This is a genomic window from Bradyrhizobium iriomotense, from assembly GCF_030160715.1.
Taxonomy (GTDB): Bacteria; Pseudomonadota; Alphaproteobacteria; order Rhizobiales; family Xanthobacteraceae; genus Bradyrhizobium; species Bradyrhizobium iriomotense.
In genome coordinates, this window is record NZ_BSOW01000011.1 from 89,494 (window position 1) to 114,426 (window position 24,933).

Here is a 24,933-nt window from a genome sequence, read left to right on the forward strand (position 1 = left end):
GGATGACCGCGATCACCGACATTCCGGACACCGCGCGCGCCCGCCGGCCGCAATCCGGCAACCGCGTGCTGCGCTGGCTGCGCGCCAATCTGTTCTCGTCGATCCCGAATGGAATCATCACGCTCGTGCTGTTCGCAGTGCTCGCCAAGGGCGTGGTCAGCTTCGTGCAATGGGGCATTGCGAACGCGGTCTGGCTGACGCCTGCGAACGATTCCAGCGCCTGCCGCGCGGCGCGCGGGTTGGGTGCCTGCTGGGCCGTCATCCCCGAAAAATACCGCTTCATCCTGTTCGGCACTTATCCCTTCGACGAGCAGTGGCGGCCGGCGCTGGCGGTCGTGCTGTTCATCGCGTTGTTCTACGTCTCGTCCCGCCGCGCGTGGTGGCGGCGCGAGCTCGTCTATCTCTGGATTGCCGCACTGGCGCTGATCAGCGTGCTGATGTGGGGCGGCGTGCTCGGGCTGTCCTTCGTCTCGCAGGACCGCTGGGGCGGATTGCCGGTGACGCTGATCCTGGCGACGTTTGGCCTGGCCTTCGGCTTCCCGCTCGGCATTCTCGTCGCGCTCGGCCGGCGCTCGAAATTGCCGGCGATCCGCTCGCTCTGTGTGCTCTATGTCGAGCTGATCCGCGGCGTGCCGCTGGTGAGCCTGTTGTTCATGGCGAGCGTGATGTTTCCGCTGTTCATGCCGGGTGGCTTCAACATCGACAAGCTGTTGCGTGCGCAGATCGCGATCATCCTGTTCGCCGGCGCCTATCTTGCCGAAGTGATTCGCGGCGGGCTCCAGGCCGTGCCGCGCGGGCAATACGAGGCCGCCGACGCGCTCGGGCTATCCTACTGGCGCAAGCAGCGGCTGATCATCCTGCCGCAGGCCATCCGCCACGTCATTCCGCCGCTGGTCAACACCTTCATCGCCTTCTTCAAGGACACCAGCCTCGTCCTGATCATCGGCATCTTCGACCTGCTGACGACGGCCAAGACCGCGATCATCGATCCCGCGTGGCAGCAGTTTTCTGTCGAGGTCTACATCTTCATCGCCGCGATCTACTTCGCGTTCTGCTTCGCTATGTCGCGGTACAGTCGAAGTTTGGAAGCACAGGCGACGGTGAGTTGAGCTCGTGTCCCGGACAAGGTGCAGCGCGTCAGCGCTGCGCTGCGTCCGGGGCATGAGAGCTACTTCTTCACCCTCGGATCAATCGGCGTGGTCCCGCGCACGCCCAGAATATCCTCCAGCACCTTGGCGCCGGCGAGCACCTCTGCATCGGCGCGCGGAGCGGACACCACCTGCACGCCGACCGGCAGGCCCGATGCGGTGAAGCCGCAGGGCAGCGACAGCGACGGGCAGCAGGCGAGCGTGACGGCGTAGACGATGCCGAGCCACTCGATGTAGTTGTCGAACCGCTTGCCGGCGCATTCGGCGACATAGCGGTTCTCGATCGGGAAGGGTGGCACGATCGTGGTCGGCGTGAGCAGGAGATCGTAGGTTTTGAAGAACTCGACCGCACGTGCGGTCATTGCGACCCGCTGGGTCTCGGCGCGCTCGAGCCGTTCGACCGTGAGCTTGAGGCCTTCCTCGATGTTCCAGATCACCTCGGGCTTGAGCAGGTCGCGCTTGGTGCGGAGCAGGTTGGCCTTGCTGATCGCGAAATCGAACGCGCGCAGGACGTGGAAGCACTCATGCGCCTCGCGCCAATCCGGATGCGCCTCCTCGACGATCACACCGGCCTCGGCAAAACGTTCGGCCGCCTTGCGCGTGATCGCCCTGACCTCGGGATCGACGGGCGTGATGCCGAGATCAGGCGAGTAGGCGATCCGCTTCGGCTTCTTGCCGGAGCGCGCCGCCGAAAGGAACGACGTCGCGGGCGAGGGTAGCGACAGTGGATCGGCGGCATACTCGCCGCTCATGGCATCGAGCAGGAGCGCGAGATCCTCGACGTTGCGGGCCATCGGGCCCTGGACGCCGAGATTGCGATCGACCGCCGACTTAGGCGTATGCGCGACGCGACCGATGCTCGGCCGCATGCCGACGATGCCGCAGAAGCTCGCCGGGCTGCGCAGGCTGCCGCCCATGTCGGAGCCGTGCGCGAGCCATGCCATGCCGGTCGCGAGCGCCACCGCTGCACCGCCGGAGGAGCCGGCCGCCGACTTCGATGTGTCCCAGGGATTGAGTGTTGCGCCGAACACCTCGTTGAACGTGTTGGCGCCGGCGCCGAATTCCGGTGTGTTCGACTTGGCGTAGACGACCGCGCCGTTACCCTCGAGATGTTCGACCAGTATGTCCGACCGCGCCGGGATATTGTCTCTGAAGATCGGCGAGCCCTGCGTGTTCAACACGCCGGCAACGTCGGTCAGATCCTTGATCGGCACCGGTAGCCCTGCGAGCCGCCCGCGCTCGGCAACCGGCTTCTGCATCAGCGCCTTGGCGCTTTTCCGCGCACGATCGAAGCACAGCGTGGGGAGCGCGTTGACTTTGCCGTCGACCTCCGCGATGCGCTTCTCCAGCAACTCGAGAAGATCGAGCGGAGTCACATCACCCGCGCGCAATTTATCGACGACGGCGCAGGCGGTTTCGCGGATCAGGTCTTGAGACAACTAGTTTACTCCTGTGCTTATTCCCGGTGTCGTCATTGCGAGCGCAGCGAAGCAATCCGGTCTGTTACCGCAGGGCATTTCTGGATTGCTTCGCTGCGCTCTCAATGACGGTGTGTGGGGCGTGCAGCGACATCATACCGGACGTAGTCAACCCCAGCCCGCACTTATGCCGCCATCCACCGTATAGATGACCCCCGACGTATAACCGGAGCGATCCGAGGCCAGAAACGCCATCAGGTCGCCGATCTCGCGCGCATGTGCGGGCCGGCCGAGCGGCAGGCCCTTCTGGAATTCCTTGTAGCGGTTCTCGTCGCCGAACTGGTGCATTGCGCGGGTCTTGAGCAGCGTGACGTGGCGGTCGGTGCCGACCGGCCCGGGATTGATGCCGACCACGCGGATGTTGTCGGCGAGGCTCTTGCCTCCGAGCGCGCGAGTGAAGGCCATCAGCGCTGCATTGCCGGCGCTGCCGCAGATATAGTTGGCGTCGAATTTCTCGCCGGCCGCGCCGATGTCGTTGACGATCACGCCGCCGCGCGCCTTCATCTGCGCGTAGATCATGCGCGTGAGGTTGATGTAGCCGAACACTTTCAATTCCCAGGCGTGCCGCCAGGTCGCCTCGTCGATCTTGTCGATGGAGCCGCCGGGAATGTCGCCGGCATTGTTGACGAGGATGTCGATATCGGCGGCTTCCTTCGCGAGCCGCGCGACGTCCTCGGCCTTGCGCAAGTCCACGACGCTCGTTGCCGCGTCGATCTGATGCGCCGAGCGCAACCGGTCAGCCAGCGCCTTGAGTTGGTCGCCGCTGCGGGCGGCGAGCAGGAGGTCGCAGCCTTCCTCGGCGAACGCTTCGGCAGCAGCCGCGCCGATGCCTTTGGACGCGCCGGTGATCATGACGCGCTTGCCACGCAGATGCAGATCCATAGGGATTCTCGCTGACGTCGGGGAACAGGATGAAATCAGTAGGCGGCCGCCCGCGCCATGGTCAACATTGCAGTGCAGCGTTGCACCGCCGGCGAGTTTGGTCCATTGCAGGGTCATCTGTCAGGGCTCATGGTCGGCCCGGCCAGATCAAATCAGGACAATTTCGATGAGCAAGAAACAATACCGGATCGCGGTGATCCCCGGCGACGGCATCGGCAAGGAAGTGATGCCGGAGGGGCTGCGCGTGCTGGAGGTGGCCGCGAAGAAGCATGGCGTCTCCGTGCAGTTCGACCATTTCGACTTCTCGTCCTACGACTATTACGAGAAGCACGGCCAGATGATGCCTGACGACTGGAAGGAGAAGATCGGCAAGCACGACGCGATCTACTTTGGCGCGGTCGGCTGGCCGGCAAAAATTCCGGATCACGTCTCGCTGTGGGGCTCGCTGATCAAGTTCCGCCGCGAGTTCGACCAGTATGTGAACCTGCGACCCGTGCGGCTGATGCCCGGCGTGCCGTCGCCGCTCGCAAACCGCAAGCCCGGCGATATCGATTTCTGGGTGGTGCGCGAGAACACGGAAGGTGAATATTCCTCCGTCGGCGGCCGCATGTTCCCTGACACCGATCGCGAATTCGTCACGCAGCAGACCGTGATGACCCGCATCGGCGTCGACCGCATCCTGAAATTCGCTTTCGAACTCGCGCAGTCGCGGCCGAAGAAGCACCTGACCTCGGCGACGAAGTCCAACGGCATCTCGATCACCATGCCCTATTGGGACGAGCGCGTGGAGGCGATGGCGAAGACGTTTCCGGGCGTGAAGTGGGACAAGTACCACATCGACATCCTGACCGCGAACTTCGTGCTGCATCCGGACTGGTTCGACGTCGTGGTCGGCTCGAACCTGTTCGGCGACATCCTCTCCGATCTCGGCCCCGCTTGCACCGGCACCATCGGCATCGCGCCATCGGGCAACATCAATCCCGAGCGGAATTTCCCCTCGGTGTTCGAGCCGGTGCACGGCTCGGCGCCCGACATCGCGGGGCAGGGCATCGCCAACCCGATCGGCATGATCTGGTCGGGAGCGATGATGTTCGAGCATCTCGGCGAGAAGGAAGCCGGCAAGTCGATCGTCGACGCCATCGAGCGCACGCTCGCCGAACGCACGCTGCGCACGAAGGACCTCGGCGGCAACGCCGATACGACGGCCTGCGGCAAGGCGGTGGCGGAGATGGTGGATTGACGCCGCATGCGTAGGGTGGGTTAGCCGAAGGCGTAACCCACCACTTCTGCGGCCACGAAAGCGGTGGGTTACGCTTCGCTAACCCACCCTACAATTTCTTGCGTCCGGGACGACGACCTTTTTTCGGCGCGCTCGTCCCTCAAGACGCAACGCCGGCGATCGCCAGCACGGTGTGCATCAGCACGTTGGCGCCTGCGGTGCAGTCTGCCTGCGTTGCGTCCTCCAGCTCGTTGTGGCTGATGCCGTCCTTGCAGGGCACGAACACCATCGCGGCCGGCATCACGGTGTTGAGATTGCAGGCGTCGTGACCGGCGCCGGAGGTGATGCGGCGGCTGGAATAGCCGAGCGTGTTGGCGGCGTTCTCGACCGCCGCAATGAGCTTGGGATCGAAATGCGTCGGCGCCTTGCGCCAGACGAGATCAAGCTTCACCTCGACCTTGCGGCGCGTGGCGATCTCGGCAATGGCCGCACGCAGGTCGCGATCGAGCGCGTCCATGATCGTGGCGTCCGCGCTGCGGCAATCCACGGTGAAGGCGATCTCACCGGGGATGACGTTGCGCGAGGGATTTGCGATCACGGCTTCGCCGATGGTGCCGACCGCTTTCGGACCGTGCTTTTTAGCAATGGCCTCCATCGCCAGCACGATCTCCGAGAGCGTCGCCAGCGCATCGCGGCGCAGCGGCATCGGCGTCGAGCCGGCATGGCTTTCGAAGCCGGTGATATAGCCGTCGTACCACAGCACGCCCTGGCCGGAATCGACCACGCCGATCGTTTTGGCTTCCGCCTCCAAAATCGGTCCCTGCTCGATATGGAGCTCGACGAAGCAGCCGAGCTTCTGGAAGCCGACGGGCCTGTCGCCGCGATAGCCGATCGTATCCAGTGCCTGGCCCACCGTGACACCCTCGGCGTCCTTGCGCGACAGGATGTCGTCGGTGGTGAAATCGCCGACATAGGCGGCGGAAGCCATCATCGCGGGTGCAAAGCGCGAGCCTTCTTCGTTGGTCCAGTTGACGACGCAGATCGGTGCCTCGGTCTCGATGCCGGCATCGTTCAGCGTGCGGATCACCTCGAGCGCGCCGAGCGTTCCCAAAATGCCGTCATATTTGCCGCCGGTCGGCTGGGTATCGAGATGCGAGCCGATGCCGACGGGCGGCTTCGACATGTCGCGGCCCTTCCGCAATCCGAACATCGAGCCGAGCGCGTCGATGTGCACCTCGAGGCCGGCATCCTCGCACGCCTTGCGGAACCAGTCGCGCACCTGCTTGTCCTCGGCGCTCAATGTCAGCCGCCGCACGCCGCCCTTCTGCGTCGCGCCGAACTGCGCGGTCTCATGGATGGAGCCCCAGAGGCGGGCGGAATCGATTTGAAGATTGGTGGCGGCTCGGCTCATGCGGTCAGTCTCTTAGTTGTCATTCCGGGTTCGCGCTTCGCGAGCCCCGGAATGACGTTGAAGGTTGTCCGGCTCTCGTTCAATGACGCGCCGCCACCTCCGCGTCAACCACGAGGCTCTGCTGCGCGATCTGCCGCGCGAGCTCGGCGACACGTTCGACGGCGACGACGTCGGGCGAGGCGAGCCAGCTCGCGGTGAACGTCAGCGGCGCGATGTTCAGGTCGGTCTCGAGCAGTTGCAGTCGCCCGTTGGCCAGCTCGTTCTCGACGATCGCGGCGGGGATCACGGCGATCCCGAGCCCCTCGACCGCCATGTGGATCACGGTCGCAAGCGAGGCGGAGGCGTGCAGTCGGATCGGTGGCAGCTCGGGCCGGTCGAAGACTTCGCGCACCGCCTCATAGGGCCTGGTCTTGCGCGGGAAGGTGATGATCGGAAAGCGCGCCAGGTCATGCCGCGTGACGGGACCGTTGCCGAGGCCGAGCGAAGGACTCGCGAGAAAGCCGATCGGATATTGCGCCAGCACGCGGTTGTGCACACCGGAGGTCGACAGCGGCCCGACCACGAAGGCAAGCTCGATCTCCTGTGCGAGCAGGCGCGCGGTGAGGTTCGGCGTGATGTCGACCTCGATCTCCAGCGACAGATTTGGATAGATCTCGTTGACGCTCTTGACGAGCCGCGGCAGCCAGGTGTGCACGATGGTCTCGGCGATGCCGAGCCGCATCACCCCGCGCATCGCGGAGGCGTTGCCGATCTCGGCCATCATCGCCGCGCGCAGGCCGATCAGCTTCTCTGCATAGACCATCATCTGCCGGCCGCTCGGTGTCGGCGAGGCGATGCGATGATCGCGGTTGAGGAGCTTTACGCCCATCTCGCGCTCGAGCTGGGCGATGCGCTGGGAGATCGCCGGTTGGGTGGTGTTGAGCCGCGCCGCAGCCCCGCGGAAGCTGCCGAGCTTCACGACCCAGAGGAAGGTTTCGATCGACCTGAAGTCCAGCATTGGAAGAAATGCCCCAATCGATAAAGAAGATTTATCGATATCCATTAGAAAGGAAGATTAGACTTTATAGCACGGCTGGTGTTGGCTGTCCTTGTCGAGATTATAGGCAGGTCGATCAAATGACTGTTTTGGTGGCAGCGCAGCAAACTGAAACAACCGACGCCCTTCCGAGCCGTCAGGCCCGGCTCGCCTACCGTGGCGGACAGGTCGGCTCGACCGCCGGCGTCGCCCCCGGCTTCGTGCAGGGCAATCTGGCGATCCTGCCCGAGACGTACGCCAGCGCCTTTCACCGCTTCTGCCAGCTCAATCCAAAACCGTGCCCGATCATCGGCATGTCCGACGTCGGCAGTCCGTACATCCCCTCGCTCGGCGCCGATCTTGACATCCGCAGCGACGTACCGCGCTATCGCGTGTGGCGGGACGGCGAGGTCGTGGAAGAGCCGACCGATATCACAAAGCACTGGCGCGACGACCTCGTGACCTTCGTGCTTGGCTGCTCGTTCTCGTTCGAAGAGGCGCTGCTCGACGAGGGCATGCCGATCCGCCATATCGAGCACAATGTGCGCGTGCCGATGTACCGCACCAGCATCGCGTGCGGCGCCTCCGGTCCGTTCGCCGGTCCCATGGTGGTGTCGATGCGCCCGTTCAAGCCGGCGGATGCGATCCGCGCGGTGCAGATCACCTCGCGCTATCCCGCCGTGCACGGTGCGCCCGTGCATCTCGGTCATCCGCATCTGATCGGCATCAAGGACATCAGCAAGCCCGACTACGGCGATCCCGTGCCGGTCGCCGATGACGAGATCCCGGTGTTCTGGGCCTGCGGCGTGACGCCGCAATCGGTCATCAACGCAGCGAAGCTGCCGTTCGCGATCACGCATTCGCCGGGGCTGATGCTGGTGACGGACCTCAAGAACAGGAATATGGCCGTGATTTAGTGGGCAGCATTTGCTGCTTCTTCGGGCTTTACCGCACGCATCAATCGCTCCATCGATGAGCCGAAATTCGTAACAGGGGGACTGTCATGACGATCACTCGCCGCGATTTATTGCTCGGAGCCACTGCCACTGCGGCGCTGATGCCGCTGGTGGCACGTGCGCAGACGTCCGAAGTGGTCATCGGCGCGACCTATCCGTTGTCGGGCTCCGGCGCGCAGGTGGGTGTCGACGCGCAGCGCGCGTTCGAGACAGCGATCGACATCATCAACAACGACCAGGAGTTCGATCTTCCGCTCGCCAAGGGCGTGGGCCTGCCCGGTCTCGGCGGTGCCAAGATCCGTATCGTCTATGCCGACACCCAGGGCGACCCGCAAAAGGGGCGCGCCGAGGCCGAGCGCCTGATCACGCAGGAAAAGGTCTGCGCCATCCTCGGCTCCTATCAGAGCGCGGTCGCTGTCACGATCAGCCAGATCTGCGAGCGCTACCAGACACCGTTCATGTCGGCGGACAACTCCTCGCCGAGCCTGCATCGCCGCGGTCTCAAGTACTATTTCCGCGCCTCGCCGCATGACGAGATGTTCTCGGCCGGGATGTTCGACTTCCTCGATGCGATGAAGAAGAAGGGCGCCAAGGCCAATACGCTGGCGCTGTTCCACGAAGACACGATCTTCGGCACCGACTCCGCCAACGCACAGACCAAGCTCGCCAACGAGCGCGGCTACAAGATCGTCGCCGATATCAAGTACCGCGCCAACTCGCCGTCGCTCTCGGCCGAGGTGCAGCAGCTCAAGGCTGCCAATGCCGACGTGCTGATGCCCTCGAGCTACACCACCGACGGCATCCTGCTGGTCAAGACCATGGCCGAGCTCGGCTACAAGCCGAACGCCATAGTGGCGCAGGCGGCCGGCTTCTCCGAAAAGGCACTTTACGATGCCGTCGGCGACAAGCTCGAAGGCGCGATCACCCGCGGCAGCTTCTCGCTCGATCTCGCCGCCAAGCGGCCGATGGTCGGCAAGATCAACGATCTGTTCAAGGCGAAGTCGGGCAAGGACCTCAACGACAACACGTCGCGGCAGTTCATGGCCATGATCATCATGGCTGATGCCATCAACCGCGCCAAATCCACGGATGGCGAGAAGATCCGTGACGCGCTGGCCGCGACCGAGATGTCGGGCGAGCAGACCATCATGCCCTGGAAGCGCGTCAAGTTCGACGAGATGGGCCAGAACAACGACGCCGATCCCGTGCTGCTGCAATATATCGGCGGCAAGTTCGTCACCATCTTCCCGACGCAGGCGGCGGTGGCCGATGCGGTCTGGCCAATGAAGTAAGCGGTCAGGTTGCCAGAGCGTTTTCGAGCGAAGTGGGGACCGGTTCGCGTGAAGAAAACGCGCCAAGACAAGAGTCTAGAGCCCCGTTCCGATTCAATCGGAACGGAATAGGCTCTAGCGGGGGACGAACCAACGTGACAGCCGAAACCATTATCCAAAGTCTCGCGAGTGGCCTGCTGATGGGGCTGCTCTACGGACTGATCGCCGTTGGCCTGGCGTTGATCTTCGGCCTGATGGACGTCGTCAACTTCGCCCATGGCGAATTCCTGATGCTCGCGATGTACGTGACGTTCTTCCTGTTCACGTTCTTCGCGATCGATCCGCTGCTGTCGGCGCCACTGGCCGCCGCCGCCTTGTTTGTGCTGGGGGCGGCGGTCTATCTCTTGATCGTGCGGTTTGCAATGCGTGCCAAGGCCAATGTCGGCATGGTGCAGATCTTCGCGACCTTTGGCCTTGCGATCGTGATGCGCGGCCTGGCGCAGCTGCTCTTCACGGCCGACTATCGCAGTGTCCCCCACTCATGGCTCGGCGGCAAGACGGTATCGGTCGCAGGGATCTTCCTGCCGCAGCCGCAGTTGTTCGGCGCGCTGGTCGCGATCGCCGCGTTCGGCGGGCTCTACTTCTTCATCAACCGCACCGATTTCGGCCGTGCGCTGGAAGCGACCCGCGAGGATCCCGGTGCGGTGGCCCTCGTCGGCATCGACAAGAACCGCGTGTTCGCGCTCGGTTGGGGCATTGGCGGCGCGCTCGTCGGGCTTGCCGGCGCCATCATGGCGACCTTCTTCTACATCTATCCCGACGTCGGCGCCTCCTTTGCGCTCATCGCCTATGTCACGGTGGCGCTCGGCGGCTTCGGCAGCGTGTTCGGCGCCTTCGCCGGCGGCATCGTGGTCGGTCTCGTCGAGGCCACCACCGCGCTCGTGCTGCCGCCATCATTGAAGTCGGTCGGCATCTATGCCGTCTATCTCCTCGTGGTCTTCGTTCGCCCACGCGGCCTGTTCGGATCGATGTGAGATGGACAAGAGCTTCACAGAGCGGCGTCGCCGCGAACTCCTCGTTGCGGCCTCTCTTGCGGTCGCCGCGGCGCTGGTGCCGCTGTTCGTCAAGAATCCGAACGTCCAGAACATCATGATCTTGACGCTGATGTTCGGGGCGCTGTCGCAGAGCTGGAACATCCTGTCCGGCTATTGCGGGCAGATATCGCTCGGGCACGCGCTTTATTTCGGCCTGGGGGCCTATGTCACTACGCTCCTGTTCGTGAAGTTCGGCGTGCTGCCCTGGTTCGGCATGATCGCCGGCGGCATCTTCTGTGCCTTGATTGCGATGGCGCTCGGCTATCCCTGCTTCCGCCTCGGCGGCCACTACTTTGCGATCGCCACCATCGTGATCGCCGAGATCGGATTGCTGCTGATCCAGAACTGGGAATGGGCGGGCGCAGCGCTCGGCATCGAGATGCCCGTGCGCGGCGACAGCTGGCTGAAATTCCAGTTTGCCCGCAGCAAGCTGCCGTACTTCTATTTCGCGCTGGCGCTCGCCTGCGTCGCCTGGTTCGTCACCTGGTGGCTGGAAGATTCGAAATGGGGCTATTGGTGGCGCGCGGTGAAGGACAATCCCGATGCAGCCCAGAGCCTCGGCGTGGTCGTGTTCGATTCCAAGATGGGTGCTGCGGCCGTCTCTGCCTTCCTGGTCGCGGTCGGCGGTAGCTTCTATGCCATGTATGTTTCCTATATCGATCCAGGCAGCGTGATGGGCTTCCAGTTCTCGCTGCTGATGGCGTTGCCGGCGGTGCTCGGCGGAATCGGCACGCTGTGGGGGCCGCTGCTCGGCGCCGTCATCCTGATCCCGCTTACCGAGTTGACGCGCTCCTATATCGGCGGCTCCGGTCGCGGCGTCGATCTCATCGTCTACGGCACGCTGATCGTCCTGATCGCGCTGGCGCGGCCGGAGGGGCTGATCGGCCTGTTCTCTCGCAAGGGAGCCACGCGATGACCGCGCTGCTGGAAACCCGCGGCGTCTGGCAGCGCTTCGGCGGCCTCGTCGCCAACAGCGACGTCTCGATCTCGGTCGGGCGCGGCGAGATCGTCGGGCTGATCGGTCCGAACGGCGCCGGCAAGTCGACGCTGTTCAATCTCATCGCCGGCGTTTTGCCGCCGACCCAGGGCTCGATCTGGTTCGACGGCGAGGACGTCACCAAGATGCCGGCGGCCGAACGCTGCCAGCGTGGGGTGGGGCGCACCTTCCAGGTCGTCAAGAGCTTTGAGACCATGAGCGTGATCGACAACGTCATCGTCGGCGCGCTGGTGCGCAACACCGTGATGCGCGAAGCCCGCCGCAAGGCGCATGAGGTGCTGGAGTTCACCGGCCTTGCCGCTCGCGCCGACGTGCTCGCAAGCGATCTCGTGCCGGCCGAGAAGCGCCGCCTCGAAGTCGCCCGCGCACTCGCGACCGAACCGAAGTTGCTCTTGCTCGACGAGGTGCTCACGGGGCTGACCCCGACTGAGGCGCAGACCGGCGTCGCGCTGGTGCGCAAGGTGCGCGAGACCGGCATCACCGTGCTGATGGTCGAGCACGTCATGGAGATCGTGATGCCACTGGTCGACCGGGCCATCGTGCTCGACCTCGGCAAGGTGCTGGTCGAGGGCAAGCCTGCGGACGTCGTTCGCGACCCCAAGGTGATCAGCGCGTATCTGGGAGATCGTCATGCTCAAAGTGCATGAAGTCACGACCGCCTATCAGGGGCTGGTTGCGATCTCCTCCGTGTCGATCGATGTCGAGAAAGGCGAGATCGTCTGCGTTGCCGGCGCCAACGGTGCGGGCAAGTCGACGCTGCTCAAATCCATCGCCGGCGCCGAGCGCCCACGCTCGGGCACCGTCACCTTCGACGGCAAGCGGCTCGACGGCATGGCGCAACATCTGATCACCGCGACCGGCATCGCCTATGTGCCGGAGAACCGCCGCCTGTTCCCGCGTCTGTCGGTGCGCGACAATCTTCGCCTCGGCAGCTATCTCTACCGTGGCGAAGCAGATCGCGAAGGGCCGCTCGACCTCGTGTTCACCCTGTTCCCGCGTCTGTCCGAACGCCTCGAGCAGCGAGCGGAAACGCTCTCCGGGGGCGAGCAGCAGATGCTCGCGATCGGCCGCGCGCTGATGACGCGCCCACGTCTGTTGATGCTGGACGAGCCTTCCCAAGGCATCATGCCGAAACTCGTCGACGAGATTTTCCAGGCCGTCAAACGCATCCGCGATGCCGGCATGACGGTGCTGATCGTCGAGCAGCGCATGGCCGAATGCCTGGAGATCGCCGACCGCGCCTACATCCTGCAAACCGGCCGCGTGCTGATGCAGGGCGCGTCCGCGGAGATCAGGGGCAACCCGGACGTGCGCAAGGCGTATCTGGGGCTGTAGCGGCGGTGCCGTAGCCCGGATGAGCAAAGCGACATCCGGGATATCTGCCCCGCATGTCGCTTTGCTCATGCGGGCTACGATAGCAGGCGTGCGCTAGTGATGCTCCCCATGCTCCGGCAGCGCGATCCCGAACACCTTGACCAGATCCTTCACCTGTTCCGGCGACAGATGCCGCGGGTTCAGCCCGCGCAGCAGCAAATAGAGCTTCGCCGTCTCCTCCAGCTCCTCCGTTGCGAACACTGCGGCTTCCAACGTGTCGCCGGCGACGACCGGGCCGTGATTGGCGAGCAGGACGGATGAATATTTCCCGGCCAACCCCTTGATCGCGTCCGCGACCGCGGGATCGCCCGGGCGGTAATAGGGCACGAGCGCGGTGGCGCCGCATTTCATCAGGTAATAGGCCGTCATCGGCGGCAGTGCGGCGCGGGGGTCGATTTCGGGCAGCATCGAGAGCGCGACCGAATGGGTCGAGTGCAGGTGCACGATCGCGCGCGCCGCGCCCCGCGTCTCGTAGAGCGCGGTGTGCAGCGGAACCTCCTTGGTCGGCGCATCACCTGAGACGAGCCGGCCGGAGGAATCGAGCTGCGACAGCCGCGCCGGGTCGAGGAAGCCGAGCGAGGCGTTGGTTGGCGTTACCAGCCAGCCGCCATCGTCGAGCCTGACGCTGATATTGCCCGAGGAGCCCGGCGTCAGGCCGCGCTCGAACAGCGAGCGGCCGAAGCGGCAGATATCCTCGCGAAGTTTCGTCTCGTTGCTCATGGCCGTCATGTCCGTTTGTCTCACGCTTTGGCAGCGCGGCCAAGCCGTGATATGCGGTTCAAGAGGCCGCCGAGACCGGCCATTGAGGAACGTTCCAAGGGATCAGTCGCATGTCGCCAGCCTCGCAAACACCGCACGTCGCCGTCATCGGGCTCGGCTCGATGGGCTATGGCATGGCCACATCGCTGAAGCGCGCCGGTTTTGCCGTCACCGGTTGCGACGTCTCGGCCGACGCCGTCGCGCGCTTCGTCAAGGACGGCGGCGCGGGCGCGAAGACGCCGGCGGAGGCGGCGAGGGAGGCGGACGTCGTCGTCAGCGTCGTCGTCAACGCTGCGCAGACCGAGGCGATCCTGTTCGGCAAGGATGGCGCCGGCGAAACCATGTCGAAGGACAGCGTGTTCATCTCCTCCGCCACCATGGACCCCGACATCGCCCGGCGCCTTGCCAAGCAGCTCGAGGCAACCGGCCGGCACTACCTGGATGCGCCGATCTCCGGCGGCGCGCAGCGCGCCGCCCAGGGCGAGCTGACGATTCTCGCTTCCGGCAGCGCGGCGGCCTTTGCCAAGGCGCGACCCGCGCTCGACGCCATGGCGGCAAAGCTCTACGAGCTCGGCGATGCCGCCGGCCAGGGCGCCGCCTTCAAGATGATCAACCAGCTCCTGGCCGGCGTGCACATCGCCGCCGCGTCCGAGGCGATCGCCTTTGCCGCCAAGCAAGGCCTCGACATCCGCAAAGTGTACGAGGTGATCACGGCCTCGGCCGGCAATTCCTGGATGTTCGAGAACCGCATGCCGCATGTGCTCGACGGCGACTACACCCCGCGCAGCGCGGTCGAGATTTTCGTAAAGGACCTCGGCATCATCCAGGACATGGCGCGATCGGCAAAATTCCCGGTGCCGGTCTCCGCCGCCGCGCTCCAGATGTTCCTGATGACGGCTGCCGCCGGCATGGGCCGCGATGATGATGCGTCGGTGGCGCGGATGTATGCGCAGGTCACCGGTGTGAAGCTGCCCGGCGATAAATAACAAGAGGATTCCAATGCCCCGTTTTGCCGCCAATCTCTCGATGATGTTCACCGAGGTGCCGTTCCTCGACCGTTTTGATGCCGCCGCACAGGCCGGCTTCACCGCCGTCGAATTCCTGTTTCCCTACGATCACCCAGCGGAGGCCATCGGCGAGCGGTTGAAGCGCAACGGGCTCACGCAGGCGCTGTTCAACCTGCCGCCGGGCAACTGGGACGCCGGCGAGAAGGGCTTTGCGGCGCTCCCGTCGCGCTTTGGCGATCTCAAGCAGAGCCTGGAGACGGCGCTGCCCTATGCCAAGGCGACCGGGGTCAAGCGTCTGCACCTGATGGCCGGCATGGCCAATCGCGGCGATCGCCTCGCAATCGAGGCGTTCTACAAGTCGGTGGCGTGGGCCGCCGAATTCTTCGCGCCGCACGGCATCGACATCGTGATCGAGCCGATCAACCCGCGCAATGTGCCCGGCTACTTCCTCAACGACTTCGGCTTCGCGCGCGACGTGGTGGAGGAGCTGAGGCTCCCGAACCTCAGACTCCAGTTCGACATCTATCACTGCCAGATCATCCATGGTGACGTCACCATGCGCCTGCGCGAGATGATGCCGATCATCGGCCATATCCAGATCGCCAGCATCCCCTCGCGCAACGAGCCTGACAGCGAGGAGCTGAACTATCCCTTCCTGTTCGCCGAGCTCGACCGTCTCGGCTATGCCGGCTTCGTCGGCTGCGAATACAATCCGCGCGGCAAGACCACCGATGGCCTCGCCTGGTTCAAGCCTTACGCTGGAGCAAAGTCGTGACGTCAGCAGCGAAAATGTCTCTTGGCTGCATCGCCGACGACTACACCGGCGCCTCCGATCTCGCCAACACGCTGACGCGCGCGGGCCTGCGCACCGTGCAGACCATCGGCGTGCCGTCCGACGATTTGGCGCTGCCCGAGGTCGACGCGGTCGTGGTGTCGCTGAAGAGCCGCTCGATCGAGGCGGGACTTGCGGTGACGCGCTCGCGCGCGGCGGAGAAATGGCTGCGCGGTCGCGGCGCGGGCCACGTGCTGTTCAAGATCTGCTCGACCTTCGATTCCACCGACGCCGGCAATATCGGGCCGGTGATGGACGTCCTGCGCGACGACTGCGGCGAGTCCATCGTGTTGGTGACCCCGGCTTTCCCCGAGACTGGCCGCACCGTCTACCAGGGCAATCTGTTCGTGGGCATTGTTCCGCTCAACGAGAGCCCGCTGAAGGATCATCCGCTCAACCCGATGCACGATTCCAACCTGGTGCGGGTGCTGGCGCGGCAGAGCAGGACCAAGGTCGGTCTGGTCAATCTCGCAAGCGTGACGCGCGGCGCGGACGCCGTGCGCGCGCAGCTCGCCGAGCTGTCGGCCAAGGGCATGGGCGCGGCGATCATCGACGCGGTGTTCGACCGCGATCTCGAGACCATCGGCCTCGTCGCCGCTGGCCACCGGCTGTCGGTCGGGGCGTCCGGCATAGGCCTTGGGCTGGCGCGCGCCCTGGTCTCCTCGGGGAAGGTCAAGGCCAATGCGGCGAGCGCCGAGGCGAATGCGCCGGTCGGCGGACCGGCGGCGTGCCTCGCGGGAAGCTGCTCGCAAGCGACTCTTCAGCAGATCGCGAACGCCGAACGAGTCATGCCGGTGTTGCATCTCGACCCGGAGCAAATTGTCGCAGGCGGAAGTGAAGCGCAGCGCGCGCTTGCCTGGGCGCGGCCTCGCCTTGCGGATGGTCCCGTGCTGGTCGCTTCGAGCGCCACGCCGGAGGCGGTGGGCGCGGTGCAGGCGCGTCACGGCCGCGATGCCGCCGGTCACGCCATCGAGCAGGCCATGGCCGATATCGCCGAAGGGCTGGTGCAGGCGGGCGTGCGGCGACTGATTGTCGCTGGTGGCGAGACATCAGGCGCCGTCGTCGATCGCCTGAAGATTCCCGGCTTCCTCGTCGGCGCGGAGATCGCTGCGGGAGTCCCGGTGTTGCGCGCAGTCGGCGCCAGGGAAGGCGGCATGCTGCTTGCCCTGAAGTCAGGTAATTTTGGCGGGCCGGAGTTTTTCTCCGATGCGCTTGGGCTCATGCGCTGACCGCAGGGCTCTCTTAGTCCTCTGTTTATTTCTTTCGGGTTCCGTACTCGTACGGAGTCGTAGTTAACATCTGCTCAGCTCGTTTGGTGTTGGATGTCGGCAGCACTCCTTTTGGTTGCAGCTATTTCCCGACGACGAGAGACCCAGCAATGTTCGCGAAGATTTCCATTCGTGCCAAGATCATCAGCGTCGTGGCCTTCCTCCTGGTCGCGATGACCGGCATGGGTCTGCTCGCCGTCATGAAGATGCGAGCGATGAACGCCAATACGGTCGACATCACCACGAGCTGGATGCCCAGCGTGCGCGTCCTTGGCGAGCTGCGGGCCAATGTCATCAACTACCGCAACGTGGTCCGCGAGCACATGCTGGCCGAGACCCTGGACGAAAAGCTCGCCGTGGAAAAGAGCTCCGCGTCCGTGACGGAGGCGTTGGCCAAGTCGCGGAAGGACTATGAGCCGATGATCACGTCGCCCGAGGAGCGGGCGCTCTACAACCAATGGTCCAAGCTGTGGGACGATTACAAGAAGGGCGCCGAAGAGGTCATGGCGCTATCGCGCAAGGAGGCCGGCAAGGTCCCGCACGAGGCTCATGAACTGAACACCAAGACCGTCAACAAGATCAGCCTGCAATCCGACGAGGTTTTGAGGAAGGACATCGATCTTAACAACAAGGGCGGCGACCAGGCCGCCCAGGACGCCGCCGACAGCTATGCCTTCGCCTTCATGCTGGTGTCCGTCATTCTCGGCGCCGCTCTCATCATCGGCATCGGCCTCAGCTTCTACATGATCCGCGACGTCTCCAGCGGCATCAATTCCATTGTCGAGCCGATGCAGGCGCTCGGCAAGGGCGACCTGACCGCCGAGGTGCCGCATCGCGGCGAGAGGACCGAGATCGGCGCCATGGCCGACGTGCTCCAGGTCTTCAAGGAAGCGCTGATCGCCAAGAAGGCGGCCGACGAAGCCGCCGCGCACGATGCGGAGGTCAAGATCGAGCGCGGCCGCCGCGTCGACAACATCACCCGCGAATTCGAATCCATGATCGGTGAGATCGTGCAGACGGTCTCGTCCGCCTCCACCCAGCTCGAAGCCTCCGCCTCGACGCTGACGGCGAGCGCCGATCGCTCGCAGAAGATGGCGACCACGGTCGCGGCGGCGTCGGAGGAAGCCTCCACCAACGTGCAGTCGGTAGCCTCGGCCACCGAGGAGATGGCTTCGTCGGTCGGCGAGATCAGCCGCCAGGTCCAGGAATCGGCTCGGATGGCGGGCGACGCTGTCGGCCAGGCCCGCACCACCAGCGAACGCGTCAGCGAGCTCTCCAAGGCTGCCTCCCGCATCGGCGACGTCGTCGAGCCGATCAACACTATCGCCGGCCAGACCAACCTCCTGGCGCTGAACGCGACCATCGAGGCGGCGCGTGCGGGCGAGGCCGGCCGCGGCTTCGCGGTGGTGGCGTCCGAAGTGAAGGCACTCGCCGAACAGACCGCCAAGGCGACCGGTGAGATCGGCCAGCAGATAACCGGCATCCAGGCCGCCACCAACGACTCCGTCGGCGCGATCAAGGACATCTCCTCGACCATCGAGCGCCTATCGGAGATTTCCTCGGCCATCGCAGCGGCCGTGGAAGAGCAGGGCGCCGCGACCCAGGAGATCGCCCGCAACGTGCAGCAGGCGGCGCAGGGCACCCAGCAGGTCTCTTCCAACATCACCGACGTGCAGCGCGGCGCGACCGAGACCGGCACGGCCTCCTCGCAGGTGCTGTCGGCGGCGCAGATGCTGTCCAACGATTCGAGCCGGCTGAAGACCGAGGTCAGCAAGTTCCTGACCAACGTTCGCGCGGCGTGAGCTCCCTCCCCAACGTCGTCCCGGCCTTCGCCGGGACGACGGCGAGGCGAATTGATTCCGCGCCGCATAGCTGCGATGCCAATTCCGCAGTGCGGTAGCAGGGAAGTGAATGACGCGACCGCGCTTCGCGTTGGCGCTTAGGGCGGCGCTCGGGTAAAGGGAAAGCGGATCCCCGCGGGGCGGCTCCGCTTTCACGCAAGACCTGGAATTGCCTGGCGAATGATTGCTCTGGTCCGCATTGCCCTGAGCCGGCCGTACACGTTTGTCGTGCTCGCGCTCCTGCTTTTGATCATCGGACCGCTCGCAGCGCTGCGGACGCCGACGGACATCTTTCCTGACATCCGCATTCCCGTGATCGGCGTGGTCTGGCAGTACACCGGCCTGCCGCCGGACCAGATGGCCGGCCGCATCACGACGCCATTCCAGCGCGCGCTGACGACAACGGTCAACGACATCGAGCACATCACCGCCAATTCCTACAACGGCTTTGGCATCATCAAGATCTTCTTCCAGCCGAACGTCGACATCCGCACGGCCAACGCCCAGGTGACTGCGATCTCGCAGACGCTGCTCAAGCAGATGCCGCCGGGTGCGACGCCGCCCCTGATCCTGAACTACTCGGCCTCCACTGTGCCGATCATCCAGGTGGCGCTGTCGGGCGAGGGGCTGACCGAGCAGAACCTCGCCGATATCGGCATCAACCAGCTCCGCACGCCGCTGGTCACCGTACCGGGCGCGGCGATTCCCTATCCGTTCGGCGGCAAGCAGCGTCAGGTGCAGATCGATCTCGACCCGACCGCGCTCCAGGCGCGCGGGCTCTCGGGCCAGGACGTCGCCAACGCGCTGGCCGCGCAAAACCTGATCACGCCGGTCGGCACGCAGAAGATCGGCACGTTCGAGTACAACATCCAGCTCAACAACTCGCCCCTGAAGATGGAGGAGCTCGGCAACCTCCCGATCAAGACCGTCAACGGAGCGATGGTCTATGTGCGCGACGTCGCAACCGTACGCGACGGCAATCCGCCGCAGACCAACATCGTCCACGTCGACGGCAACCGCTCGGTGCTGATGATGGTGCTGAAGGCCGGCGCGATCTCGACGCTCGATATCATCGCCGGCATCAAGCAGAAGGTGATCGAGGTCAAGGACCAGCTTCCGGCCGCGCTGAAGATCGGCTTCATCGGCGACCAGTCGGTATTCGTCCGCGGCGCGATCGAAGGCGTCGCCTTCGAAGGCGTGATCGCGGCGCTGCTCACCAGCGTCATGATCCTGCTGTTCCTCGGAAGCTGGCGCTCCACGATCATCATCGCGGTCTCGATTCCGCTCTCCGTGCTGGGCGCAATCATCATGCTGTCGGCGATCGGCGAGACCCTCAACATCATGACGCTCGGCGGCCTTGCGCTCGCAGTCGGGATTCTGGTCGACGATGCGACCGTGACCATCGAGAACATCAACTATCATCTGGAGCAGGGCAAGCCGGTCGAGCAGTCGATTCTCGATGGCGCCAACCAGATCGTGACGCCGGCCTTCGTCTCGCTGCTCTGCATCTGCATCGTCTTCGTGCCGATGTTCTTCCTCACCGGCGTCGCACGCTTCCTGTTCGTGCCGATGGCGGAAGCGGTGATGTTTGCGATGATCTGGTCGTTCATCCTGTCGCGCACGCTGGTGCCGACCATGGCTAACTACCTTTTGCAGGCCCATGTCCATCATGACGGCGCACCGCCGAAGTCGCGCAACCCGCTCGTCTGGTTCCAGCGCGGCTTCGAGGCGCGGTTCGAGCGCATTCGCGGCGGCTACCGCAACCTGCTGTCGCTGGCGCTCGCGCACCGCGCGGTGTTCGTGATCGGTTTCCTCGGCGTGGTCGGCGCGTCGTTCCTGCTGGTGCCGTTCCTGGGCCGCAACTTCTTCCCCGCGGTGGATGCCGGCAACATCCTGATGCATGTCCGCACCCAAGTCGGTACACGCGTCGAGGAGACCGCCAACCAGCTCGCCGACGTGCAGAAGGCGATCCGCAAGCTGATCCCGAGCGAGATCGAAACGCTGACCGACAACATCGGCATGCCGATCTCCGGCATCAACATGACCTACAACAACACCGGCGTGATCGGTCCGCAGGACGGCGATATCCAGATCAAGCTCAGGGAAGGCCACAAGCCGACCGAGGAGCACGTGCGGGTGCTGCGGGAGCAGCTGCCGCGGCTGTTTCCGGGCGTCAGCTTCTCCTTCCTGCCGGCCGACATCGTCAGCCAGATCCTGAATTTCGGCGCGCCGGCGCCGATCGACCTGCAAATCCGTGGCGCCAATAGCGATGCCAATTTTGCTTATGCCAACAAGCTGCTCGCAAAGGTCCGCCGGATTCCCGGCGTGGCGGATGCACGCATCCAGCAGTCGCCGAACAGCCCGACTTTCAACATCGACGTCGACCGCACCCGCGCGCAATATGTCGGCTTGACCGAGCGCGACGTCACCAACAGCCTCGTCGTCAATCTCGCCGGTTCCTCGCAGGTCGCGCCGACCTATTACCTCAATCCCGACAACGGCGTGTCTTATTCGATCGTGATGCAGACGCCGCAGTATCAGATCGACTCGCTCAGCGCGCTCCAGACGCTGCCGATCACGGCGGCCGGCAATGCGCAGTCGCCGATCCTCGGCGGCATCGCCGATATCAAGCGCTCGACCTCGAGCGCGGTGGTGTCGCAATACGACATCCAGTCGTTGGTGCAGATCTTTGCCACCACGCAGGGCCGCGATCTCGGCGCCGTCGCCGCCGACATCCGCCAGGCAATCGCCGACACCGCCAAGGAGGTGCCGAAGGGCTCCTCTGTGGTGCTGCTCGGCCAGGTGCAGACCATGAACAGCGCCTTCACCGGCCTGCTGTTCGGCCTGCTCGGGGCCGTCGTGCTGATCTACTTCCTGATCGTCGTGAACTTCCAGTCCTGGTCCGACCCGTTCGTGATCACCACCGCCCTGCCGGCCGCGCTCGCCGGCATCGTCTGGATGCTGTTTACGACGGAGACCACGCTGTCGGTGCCGGCGCTCACCGGCGCCATCATGTGCATGGGCGTGGCGACGGCGAACAGCGTGCTCGTCATCAGCTTCGCCCGCGAACGCTACGAAGAGCTCGGCGATCCCGTCGCGGCCGCACTGGAGGCGGGCTTCGTCCGGTTCCGTCCGGTGCTGATGACCGCGCTGGCCATGATCATCGGCATGGCGCCGATGGCGCTTGGGCTGGGCGAAGGCGGCGAGCAGAACGCGCCGCTGGGCCGCGCCGTCATCGGGGGCCTGATTTGTGCAACCTTCGCCACGCTGATGTTTGTTCCCGTGGTGTTTAGCATGGTACACAAGAAACAAGGCGCCAAAGCCGCCGCCGCATCGGAGACACCGCATGTCGCCCACTGAACCACGCTCGCCGGTCTCGCGCCGGAAACTGGGCATCTTTGGCGTGGTGGCGCTGATTGCGGCGGGCCTCATTGTCGGCACTGGCATCCGCGCGCGCGAGGAGCAAGGCTCCAAGCTGAAGCAGTGGACCGACGACCAGGCCATTCCGAGCGTCGCCGTGACCCTGCCGAACGCCAAGGCGCTCAACGCCACGATCGACCTGCCGGGCCGGCTCGAGGCCTATTACCGGGCGCCGATCTTCGCTCGCGTCTCGGGCTACCTCAAGAGCTGGAGCGCCGACATCGGCGCCCGCGTCAAGGCCGGTCAGGTGATCGCCGAGATCGAGGCGCCCGATCTCGATCAGCAACTCTTGCAGGCACGCGCGGATCTCGCGAGCCAGCAGGCGAGCGCAAGGCTGTCGGAGGCGACGCTCAACCGGCGCAAGACATTGGTGGCCTCGAACTTCGTCTCCGCGCAGGAGATCGATGAGCGCACCGCCGACCTCTCCAACAAGAAGGCCGCCGTCAATTCCGGCCAGGCCAATGTCGAGCGGCTCGAAGCGCTCGCCGGCTACAAGAAGATCACCGCGCCGTTCGATGGCGTCGTCACCGCGCGCGATACCGACGTCGGCGCACTGATCAACGCGGGCGGCGGCTCGGGCCCGGCGATGTTCGTGATATCGGACATCACCAAGCTGCGTGTCTACGTCAGCGTGCCGCAGAATTACGTGCCTGCGATCAGGATCGGCGCCAAGGCCAGCATCACACTGCCGGAATATCCCAACCGCACCTTCCCGGCGACCGTGGAAGCCTCATCGCAAGCGGTCGACGTCTCCTCCGGGACGACGCGCATGCAACTCGGGCTCGACAATTCCTCAGGCGAGCTGATGCCCGGCGGCTATGCCAGCGTCAAGCTTGGCCTCCAGCGCGACTCCGCGCCACTCAGCATTCCCGCAAGCGCCCTGATCTTCAACGGCAGCGGCTTGCGGGTCGCGACCGTCGGTGTCGACGACAAGGTGCAGTTCAAGACCGTGACGATCGCGCGCGATCTCGGCAAGGAGATCGAGCTCGCATCCGGCATCGCCCCCGACGATCGCGTCATCACCGCGCCGCCGGACGGCCTTGCCGACGGCGACCAGGTCCGCGTGGTCGGCGGCGCCGGCGCGAAGGCCAAACCCGCAACGGCGTCCGAGAAACAGGCCCCGAAGGGCTAGAGCATGATCCGGAAAAGTGCGAAGCGGTTTTCCGAAAAAATCATGCTCAAACAACAACCTAAAGCGCGATGACGATTCATCCCAATCTCATCGCGCTTTAGGGCACTCTCGTGCCCCGGACGCAGCGCAGCACGTCAGTGGTGCGCTGCTGAGCCGGGGCCCAGCCGCTCAGCGTATTCCATCTGTCGGCAATCGGTCCCGGCTCTGCGGAGCAGCACTTCGTGCTGCGCCGCGTCCGGGACACGAGACTTACGCTACCCGCCACTCCGGCACGCCATCCGCCGCCGTCGCGATCTCGCCGAGCGAGCCCACGGGTGTACGATTCAGGTCGAGCAGATGCGTCAGCGTCGCGCTGTCGCTTGCAGGGATGCGCGCCAGCGTCCGCCTGTCGTCTTCCGTGCGCAGCATCACCACGCCGTGCTCGACGTCGCCGTTGCGGCCATAGATCACCGTAAAGCTCTCGACCTTGCCCTTGCCATCAGCCTCGGTGACGAACTCCGGCACCGCACGCTTGTTGCGGTCGGCCTCGGCCTGGACGCTCGGGTCCTGCGCCAGCGCCGCGCGGGGCGGCGTCTTCGAGAGCACGAGCCCGTGATGCTTGGTGACGAAGCCCCCCTGGCCGTAGAGCAGGCCGAGCCTCGCGCCATCGCGCAACTTGCGCACCATCGCGCAAGCCGCATGTGTCATGTAGGTGTTGAGCGGCGCTCCGAAGAAGGTGAGGCCACCGGTCACGGTCGGCTGCACGTCGGCGCCCAGGCCCAGCGTTCGCCGCGCCATCTTCGGCACGCAAGGAAAGCAGCTATAGAGTTCGATCGCGTCGAACTGCTTGCCGTCGCCGCCGGCGAGCTCCATCACCGCTTTCAGCACCGCATTCTGCGGGTGGCTCTCGTGAAACTGGTCGCGCAGCAGATAGTCGCGCGGCTCCTCGGCCGAGGCGCCGCCGAGCGGATAGACCAGTCGGTCTTCGGCAATGCCGGCCGCGCGCGCCTTCGCAAGGCTGGTGAGCAGCAGCGCGCCGCCCATGTTGACCATGGGGTTGGCGACCATCAGTTTGGTATAGGGCCAGGCGACCAGGCGGTTATCCGCCGTCGCCGTCGTGATCTCCTCAGGCGCAAAGCGCCGCTTCAGCCAGGCGTTGGGGTTTTGTGCAGCGGCCTCCGAATAACGCGACCACAGCGTGCCAGATTCCGCCATCGCCTCGCGTGGGCTCTGGCCCCAACGCGCCGAGGACGCGGCCTCGTAGAAGGGATAGACGGTGACGGGGCGGAACACGCCGAGCTTCACGGCCAGCGGCTTCTGGAACGCAGCGCCGCGCTTCGGCTCCTCGACGTCATGTGCAAACGGCGTCCACGGCAGTTTTGCGCCGGCGCGCTCCGCCTTGGTCGCGGTCGACTGCGCCTCCGCGCCGCAGACGGCGGCCACGCTGCATTCGCCGCGCGCGATGCGCTGCGCCGCCTCATGCAGATAGCGGATCGGGCTCTCGCCGCCGACCGGGCCGTAATAGCAATGCGAAGGCTGAATGCCGAGCCGCTGCGCCAGCAGTTTCTCCGGATCGCGATAGCGCCAGCTCAGGAAGTTGACGACGTCGAGCGATTGCACCTCGCCGAGCAGCTTTGCGCCGGCATCCTCTTCGGCACGCCGCAGCGCCTGCTCCAGCAGATCGAGCGGCTCGAGGCCCTCGGTGATCTCCTTGGGTCGGTCGATGATCTCGCCGACGCCGACGACGACGGGAATGCGGTCTGGGGGCATACTGGACTTGCCTGTCATGAATTCCATTTCACGGTAGTTCTGTCGTCATTGCGAGCGCAGCGAAGCAATCCAGGAATGCA

20 protein-coding genes are annotated in these 24,933 nt (G+C 64.9%); 14 read left to right on the forward strand and 6 right to left on the reverse strand.

The annotated features are described in order from the left end of the window. The first annotated feature begins 2 nt into the window (after window positions 1–2). On the forward strand, window positions 3–1,109 hold the full coding sequence (locus QQL28_RS17145) for an amino acid ABC transporter permease (protein ID WP_284267231.1): 1,107 nt from the start codon (window positions 3–5) through the stop codon (window positions 1,107–1,109). Between the two features lie 59 nt (window positions 1,110–1,168). Here the strand turns inward: QQL28_RS17145 and QQL28_RS17150 are convergent, their stop codons facing one another. Both QQL28_RS17150 and QQL28_RS17155 read right to left on the reverse strand, forming a co-directional pair. Further along, entirely contained in the window at window positions 1,169–2,587 is a 1,419-nt protein-coding gene (locus QQL28_RS17150; protein WP_284267232.1) for an amidase, read from the reverse strand. Between the two features lie 147 nt (window positions 2,588–2,734). Next, on the reverse strand, window positions 2,735–3,508 hold the full coding sequence (locus QQL28_RS17155) for an SDR family oxidoreductase (RefSeq protein ID WP_284267233.1): 774 nt from the start codon (window positions 3,506–3,508) through the stop codon (window positions 2,735–2,737). 166 nt (window positions 3,509–3,674) lie between these two features. Here QQL28_RS17155 and QQL28_RS17160 point away from each other — a divergent pair, with 166 nt between their 5' ends. Further along, window positions 3,675–4,748, forward strand: a complete 1,074-nt coding sequence (locus QQL28_RS17160; protein ID WP_284267234.1) for a tartrate dehydrogenase — start codon at window positions 3,675–3,677, stop codon at window positions 4,746–4,748. A gap of 139 nt (window positions 4,749–4,887) precedes the next feature. Here QQL28_RS17160 and QQL28_RS17165 read toward each other — a convergent pair whose 3' ends face one another. Both QQL28_RS17165 and QQL28_RS17170 read right to left on the reverse strand, forming a co-directional pair. Next, the gene (locus QQL28_RS17165; protein WP_284267235.1) at window positions 4,888–6,138 is read right to left on the reverse strand and encodes a Zn-dependent hydrolase; all 1,251 of its coding nucleotides are present in this window, start codon (window positions 6,136–6,138) and stop codon (window positions 4,888–4,890) included. Between the two features lie 79 nt (window positions 6,139–6,217). Then, window positions 6,218–7,135, reverse strand: a complete 918-nt coding sequence (locus tag QQL28_RS17170; protein WP_284267236.1) for a LysR family transcriptional regulator — start codon at window positions 7,133–7,135, stop codon at window positions 6,218–6,220. Between the two features lie 119 nt (window positions 7,136–7,254). On the opposite strand from QQL28_RS17170, the gene QQL28_RS17175 reads away from it, so the two are divergent. From QQL28_RS17175 to QQL28_RS17200, 6 genes are all read left to right on the forward strand, one after another. Then, complete coding sequence (locus tag QQL28_RS17175) at window positions 7,255–8,070, forward strand: putative hydro-lyase (protein ID WP_284267237.1); 816 nt, start codon at window positions 7,255–7,257, stop codon at window positions 8,068–8,070. 86 nt (window positions 8,071–8,156) lie between these two features. Further along, window positions 8,157–9,401 (forward strand): ABC transporter substrate-binding protein, encoded by a 1,245-nt coding sequence (locus QQL28_RS17180; protein WP_284267238.1) that lies wholly within the window; start codon window positions 8,157–8,159, stop codon window positions 9,399–9,401. Window positions 9,402–9,535: 134 nt separating this feature from the next. Next, the gene (locus QQL28_RS17185) at window positions 9,536–10,414 is read left to right on the forward strand and encodes a branched-chain amino acid ABC transporter permease (RefSeq protein ID WP_284267239.1); all 879 of its coding nucleotides are present in this window, start codon (window positions 9,536–9,538) and stop codon (window positions 10,412–10,414) included. Between the two features lies 1 nt (window position 10,415). After that, a complete protein-coding gene (locus QQL28_RS17190) occupies window positions 10,416–11,390 on the forward strand; it encodes a branched-chain amino acid ABC transporter permease (RefSeq protein WP_284267240.1) in 975 nt (324 codons plus the stop codon). Further along, window positions 11,387–12,118: an ABC transporter ATP-binding protein gene (locus QQL28_RS17195; protein ID WP_284267241.1), complete on the forward strand. Its 732-nt coding sequence runs from the start codon at window positions 11,387–11,389 to the stop codon at window positions 12,116–12,118. Before QQL28_RS17190 ends, QQL28_RS17195 begins: the two co-directional genes overlap by 4 nt. Beyond that, a complete protein-coding gene (locus tag QQL28_RS17200; protein WP_284267242.1) occupies window positions 12,102–12,806 on the forward strand; it encodes an ABC transporter ATP-binding protein in 705 nt (234 codons plus the stop codon). Before QQL28_RS17195 ends, QQL28_RS17200 begins: the two co-directional genes overlap by 17 nt. Window positions 12,807–12,899: 93 nt before the next feature. Here QQL28_RS17200 and otnC read toward each other — a convergent pair whose 3' ends face one another. Beyond that, window positions 12,900–13,574 carry a 3-oxo-tetronate 4-phosphate decarboxylase gene (gene otnC, locus QQL28_RS17205; RefSeq protein WP_284267243.1) on the reverse strand — a complete coding sequence of 225 codons (675 nt, stop codon included), beginning with the start codon at window positions 13,572–13,574 and terminating at the stop codon, window positions 12,900–12,902. Window positions 13,575–13,675: 101 nt separating this feature from the next. Here otnC and ltnD point away from each other — a divergent pair, with 101 nt between their 5' ends. From ltnD to QQL28_RS17235, 6 genes are all read left to right on the forward strand, one after another. Next, window positions 13,676–14,590 carry an L-threonate dehydrogenase gene (gene ltnD, locus QQL28_RS17210; RefSeq protein ID WP_284267244.1) on the forward strand — a complete coding sequence of 305 codons (915 nt, stop codon included), beginning with the start codon at window positions 13,676–13,678 and terminating at the stop codon, window positions 14,588–14,590. Between the two features lie 13 nt (window positions 14,591–14,603). Beyond that, window positions 14,604–15,386 (forward strand): 2-oxo-tetronate isomerase, encoded by a 783-nt coding sequence (otnI, locus tag QQL28_RS17215; protein ID WP_284267245.1) that lies wholly within the window; start codon window positions 14,604–14,606, stop codon window positions 15,384–15,386. Between the two features lie 14 nt (window positions 15,387–15,400). Continuing rightward, window positions 15,401–16,672 carry a 3-oxo-tetronate kinase gene (otnK, locus tag QQL28_RS17220; protein ID WP_431309615.1) on the forward strand — a complete coding sequence of 424 codons (1,272 nt, stop codon included), beginning with the start codon at window positions 15,401–15,403 and terminating at the stop codon, window positions 16,670–16,672. Between the two features lie 149 nt (window positions 16,673–16,821). After that, window positions 16,822–18,513: a methyl-accepting chemotaxis protein gene (locus tag QQL28_RS17225; protein WP_284267247.1), complete on the forward strand. Its 1,692-nt coding sequence runs from the start codon at window positions 16,822–16,824 to the stop codon at window positions 18,511–18,513. A gap of 219 nt (window positions 18,514–18,732) precedes the next feature. Beyond that, window positions 18,733–21,912 (forward strand): efflux RND transporter permease subunit, encoded by a 3,180-nt coding sequence (locus QQL28_RS17230; protein WP_284267248.1) that lies wholly within the window; start codon window positions 18,733–18,735, stop codon window positions 21,910–21,912. After that, the gene (locus tag QQL28_RS17235) at window positions 21,899–23,104 is read left to right on the forward strand and encodes an efflux RND transporter periplasmic adaptor subunit (RefSeq protein WP_284267249.1); all 1,206 of its coding nucleotides are present in this window, start codon (window positions 21,899–21,901) and stop codon (window positions 23,102–23,104) included. Before QQL28_RS17230 ends, QQL28_RS17235 begins: the two co-directional genes overlap by 14 nt. Window positions 23,105–23,353: 249 nt before the next feature. Here QQL28_RS17235 and QQL28_RS17240 read toward each other — a convergent pair whose 3' ends face one another. Beyond that, on the reverse strand, window positions 23,354–24,853 hold the full coding sequence (locus QQL28_RS17240) for an acetyl-CoA acetyltransferase (protein ID WP_431309612.1): 1,500 nt from the start codon (window positions 24,851–24,853) through the stop codon (window positions 23,354–23,356). Between the last annotated feature and the right edge of the window lie 80 nt (window positions 24,854–24,933).

Excerpts from the sequence above, each read along its gene's own strand:
- QQL28_RS17240 (WP_431309612.1), bottom strand. The coding sequence starts at position 24,853 with ATGCCCCCAGACCGCATTCCCGTCGTCGTCGGCGTCGGCGAGATCATC.
- QQL28_RS17230 (WP_284267248.1), top strand. The coding sequence starts at position 18,733 with ATGATTGCTCTGGTCCGCATTGCCCTGAGCCGGCCGTACACGTTTGTC.
- QQL28_RS17190 (WP_284267240.1), top strand. The coding sequence starts at position 10,416 with ATGGACAAGAGCTTCACAGAGCGGCGTCGCCGCGAACTCCTCGTTGCG.
- QQL28_RS17200 (WP_284267242.1), top strand. The coding sequence starts at position 12,102 with ATGCTCAAAGTGCATGAAGTCACGACCGCCTATCAGGGGCTGGTTGCG.
- QQL28_RS17175 (WP_284267237.1), top strand. The coding sequence starts at position 7,255 with ATGACTGTTTTGGTGGCAGCGCAGCAAACTGAAACAACCGACGCCCTT.
- otnK (WP_431309615.1), top strand. The coding sequence starts at position 15,401 with ATGTCTCTTGGCTGCATCGCCGACGACTACACCGGCGCCTCCGATCTC.
- QQL28_RS17165 (WP_284267235.1), bottom strand. The coding sequence starts at position 6,138 with ATGAGCCGAGCCGCCACCAATCTTCAAATCGATTCCGCCCGCCTCTGG.
- QQL28_RS17145 (WP_284267231.1), top strand. The coding sequence starts at position 3 with ATGACCGCGATCACCGACATTCCGGACACCGCGCGCGCCCGCCGGCCG.
- otnC (WP_284267243.1), bottom strand. The coding sequence starts at position 13,574 with ATGACGGCCATGAGCAACGAGACGAAACTTCGCGAGGATATCTGCCGC.
- QQL28_RS17170 (WP_284267236.1), bottom strand. The coding sequence starts at position 7,135 with ATGCTGGACTTCAGGTCGATCGAAACCTTCCTCTGGGTCGTGAAGCTC.
- QQL28_RS17235 (WP_284267249.1), top strand. The coding sequence starts at position 21,899 with ATGTCGCCCACTGAACCACGCTCGCCGGTCTCGCGCCGGAAACTGGGC.
- QQL28_RS17195 (WP_284267241.1), top strand. The coding sequence starts at position 11,387 with ATGACCGCGCTGCTGGAAACCCGCGGCGTCTGGCAGCGCTTCGGCGGC.
- QQL28_RS17160 (WP_284267234.1), top strand. The coding sequence starts at position 3,675 with ATGAGCAAGAAACAATACCGGATCGCGGTGATCCCCGGCGACGGCATC.
- otnI (WP_284267245.1), top strand. The coding sequence starts at position 14,604 with ATGCCCCGTTTTGCCGCCAATCTCTCGATGATGTTCACCGAGGTGCCG.
- QQL28_RS17180 (WP_284267238.1), top strand. The coding sequence starts at position 8,157 with ATGACGATCACTCGCCGCGATTTATTGCTCGGAGCCACTGCCACTGCG.
- QQL28_RS17155 (WP_284267233.1), bottom strand. The coding sequence starts at position 3,508 with ATGGATCTGCATCTGCGTGGCAAGCGCGTCATGATCACCGGCGCGTCC.
- QQL28_RS17225 (WP_284267247.1), top strand. The coding sequence starts at position 16,822 with ATGTTCGCGAAGATTTCCATTCGTGCCAAGATCATCAGCGTCGTGGCC.
- ltnD (WP_284267244.1), top strand. The coding sequence starts at position 13,676 with ATGTCGCCAGCCTCGCAAACACCGCACGTCGCCGTCATCGGGCTCGGC.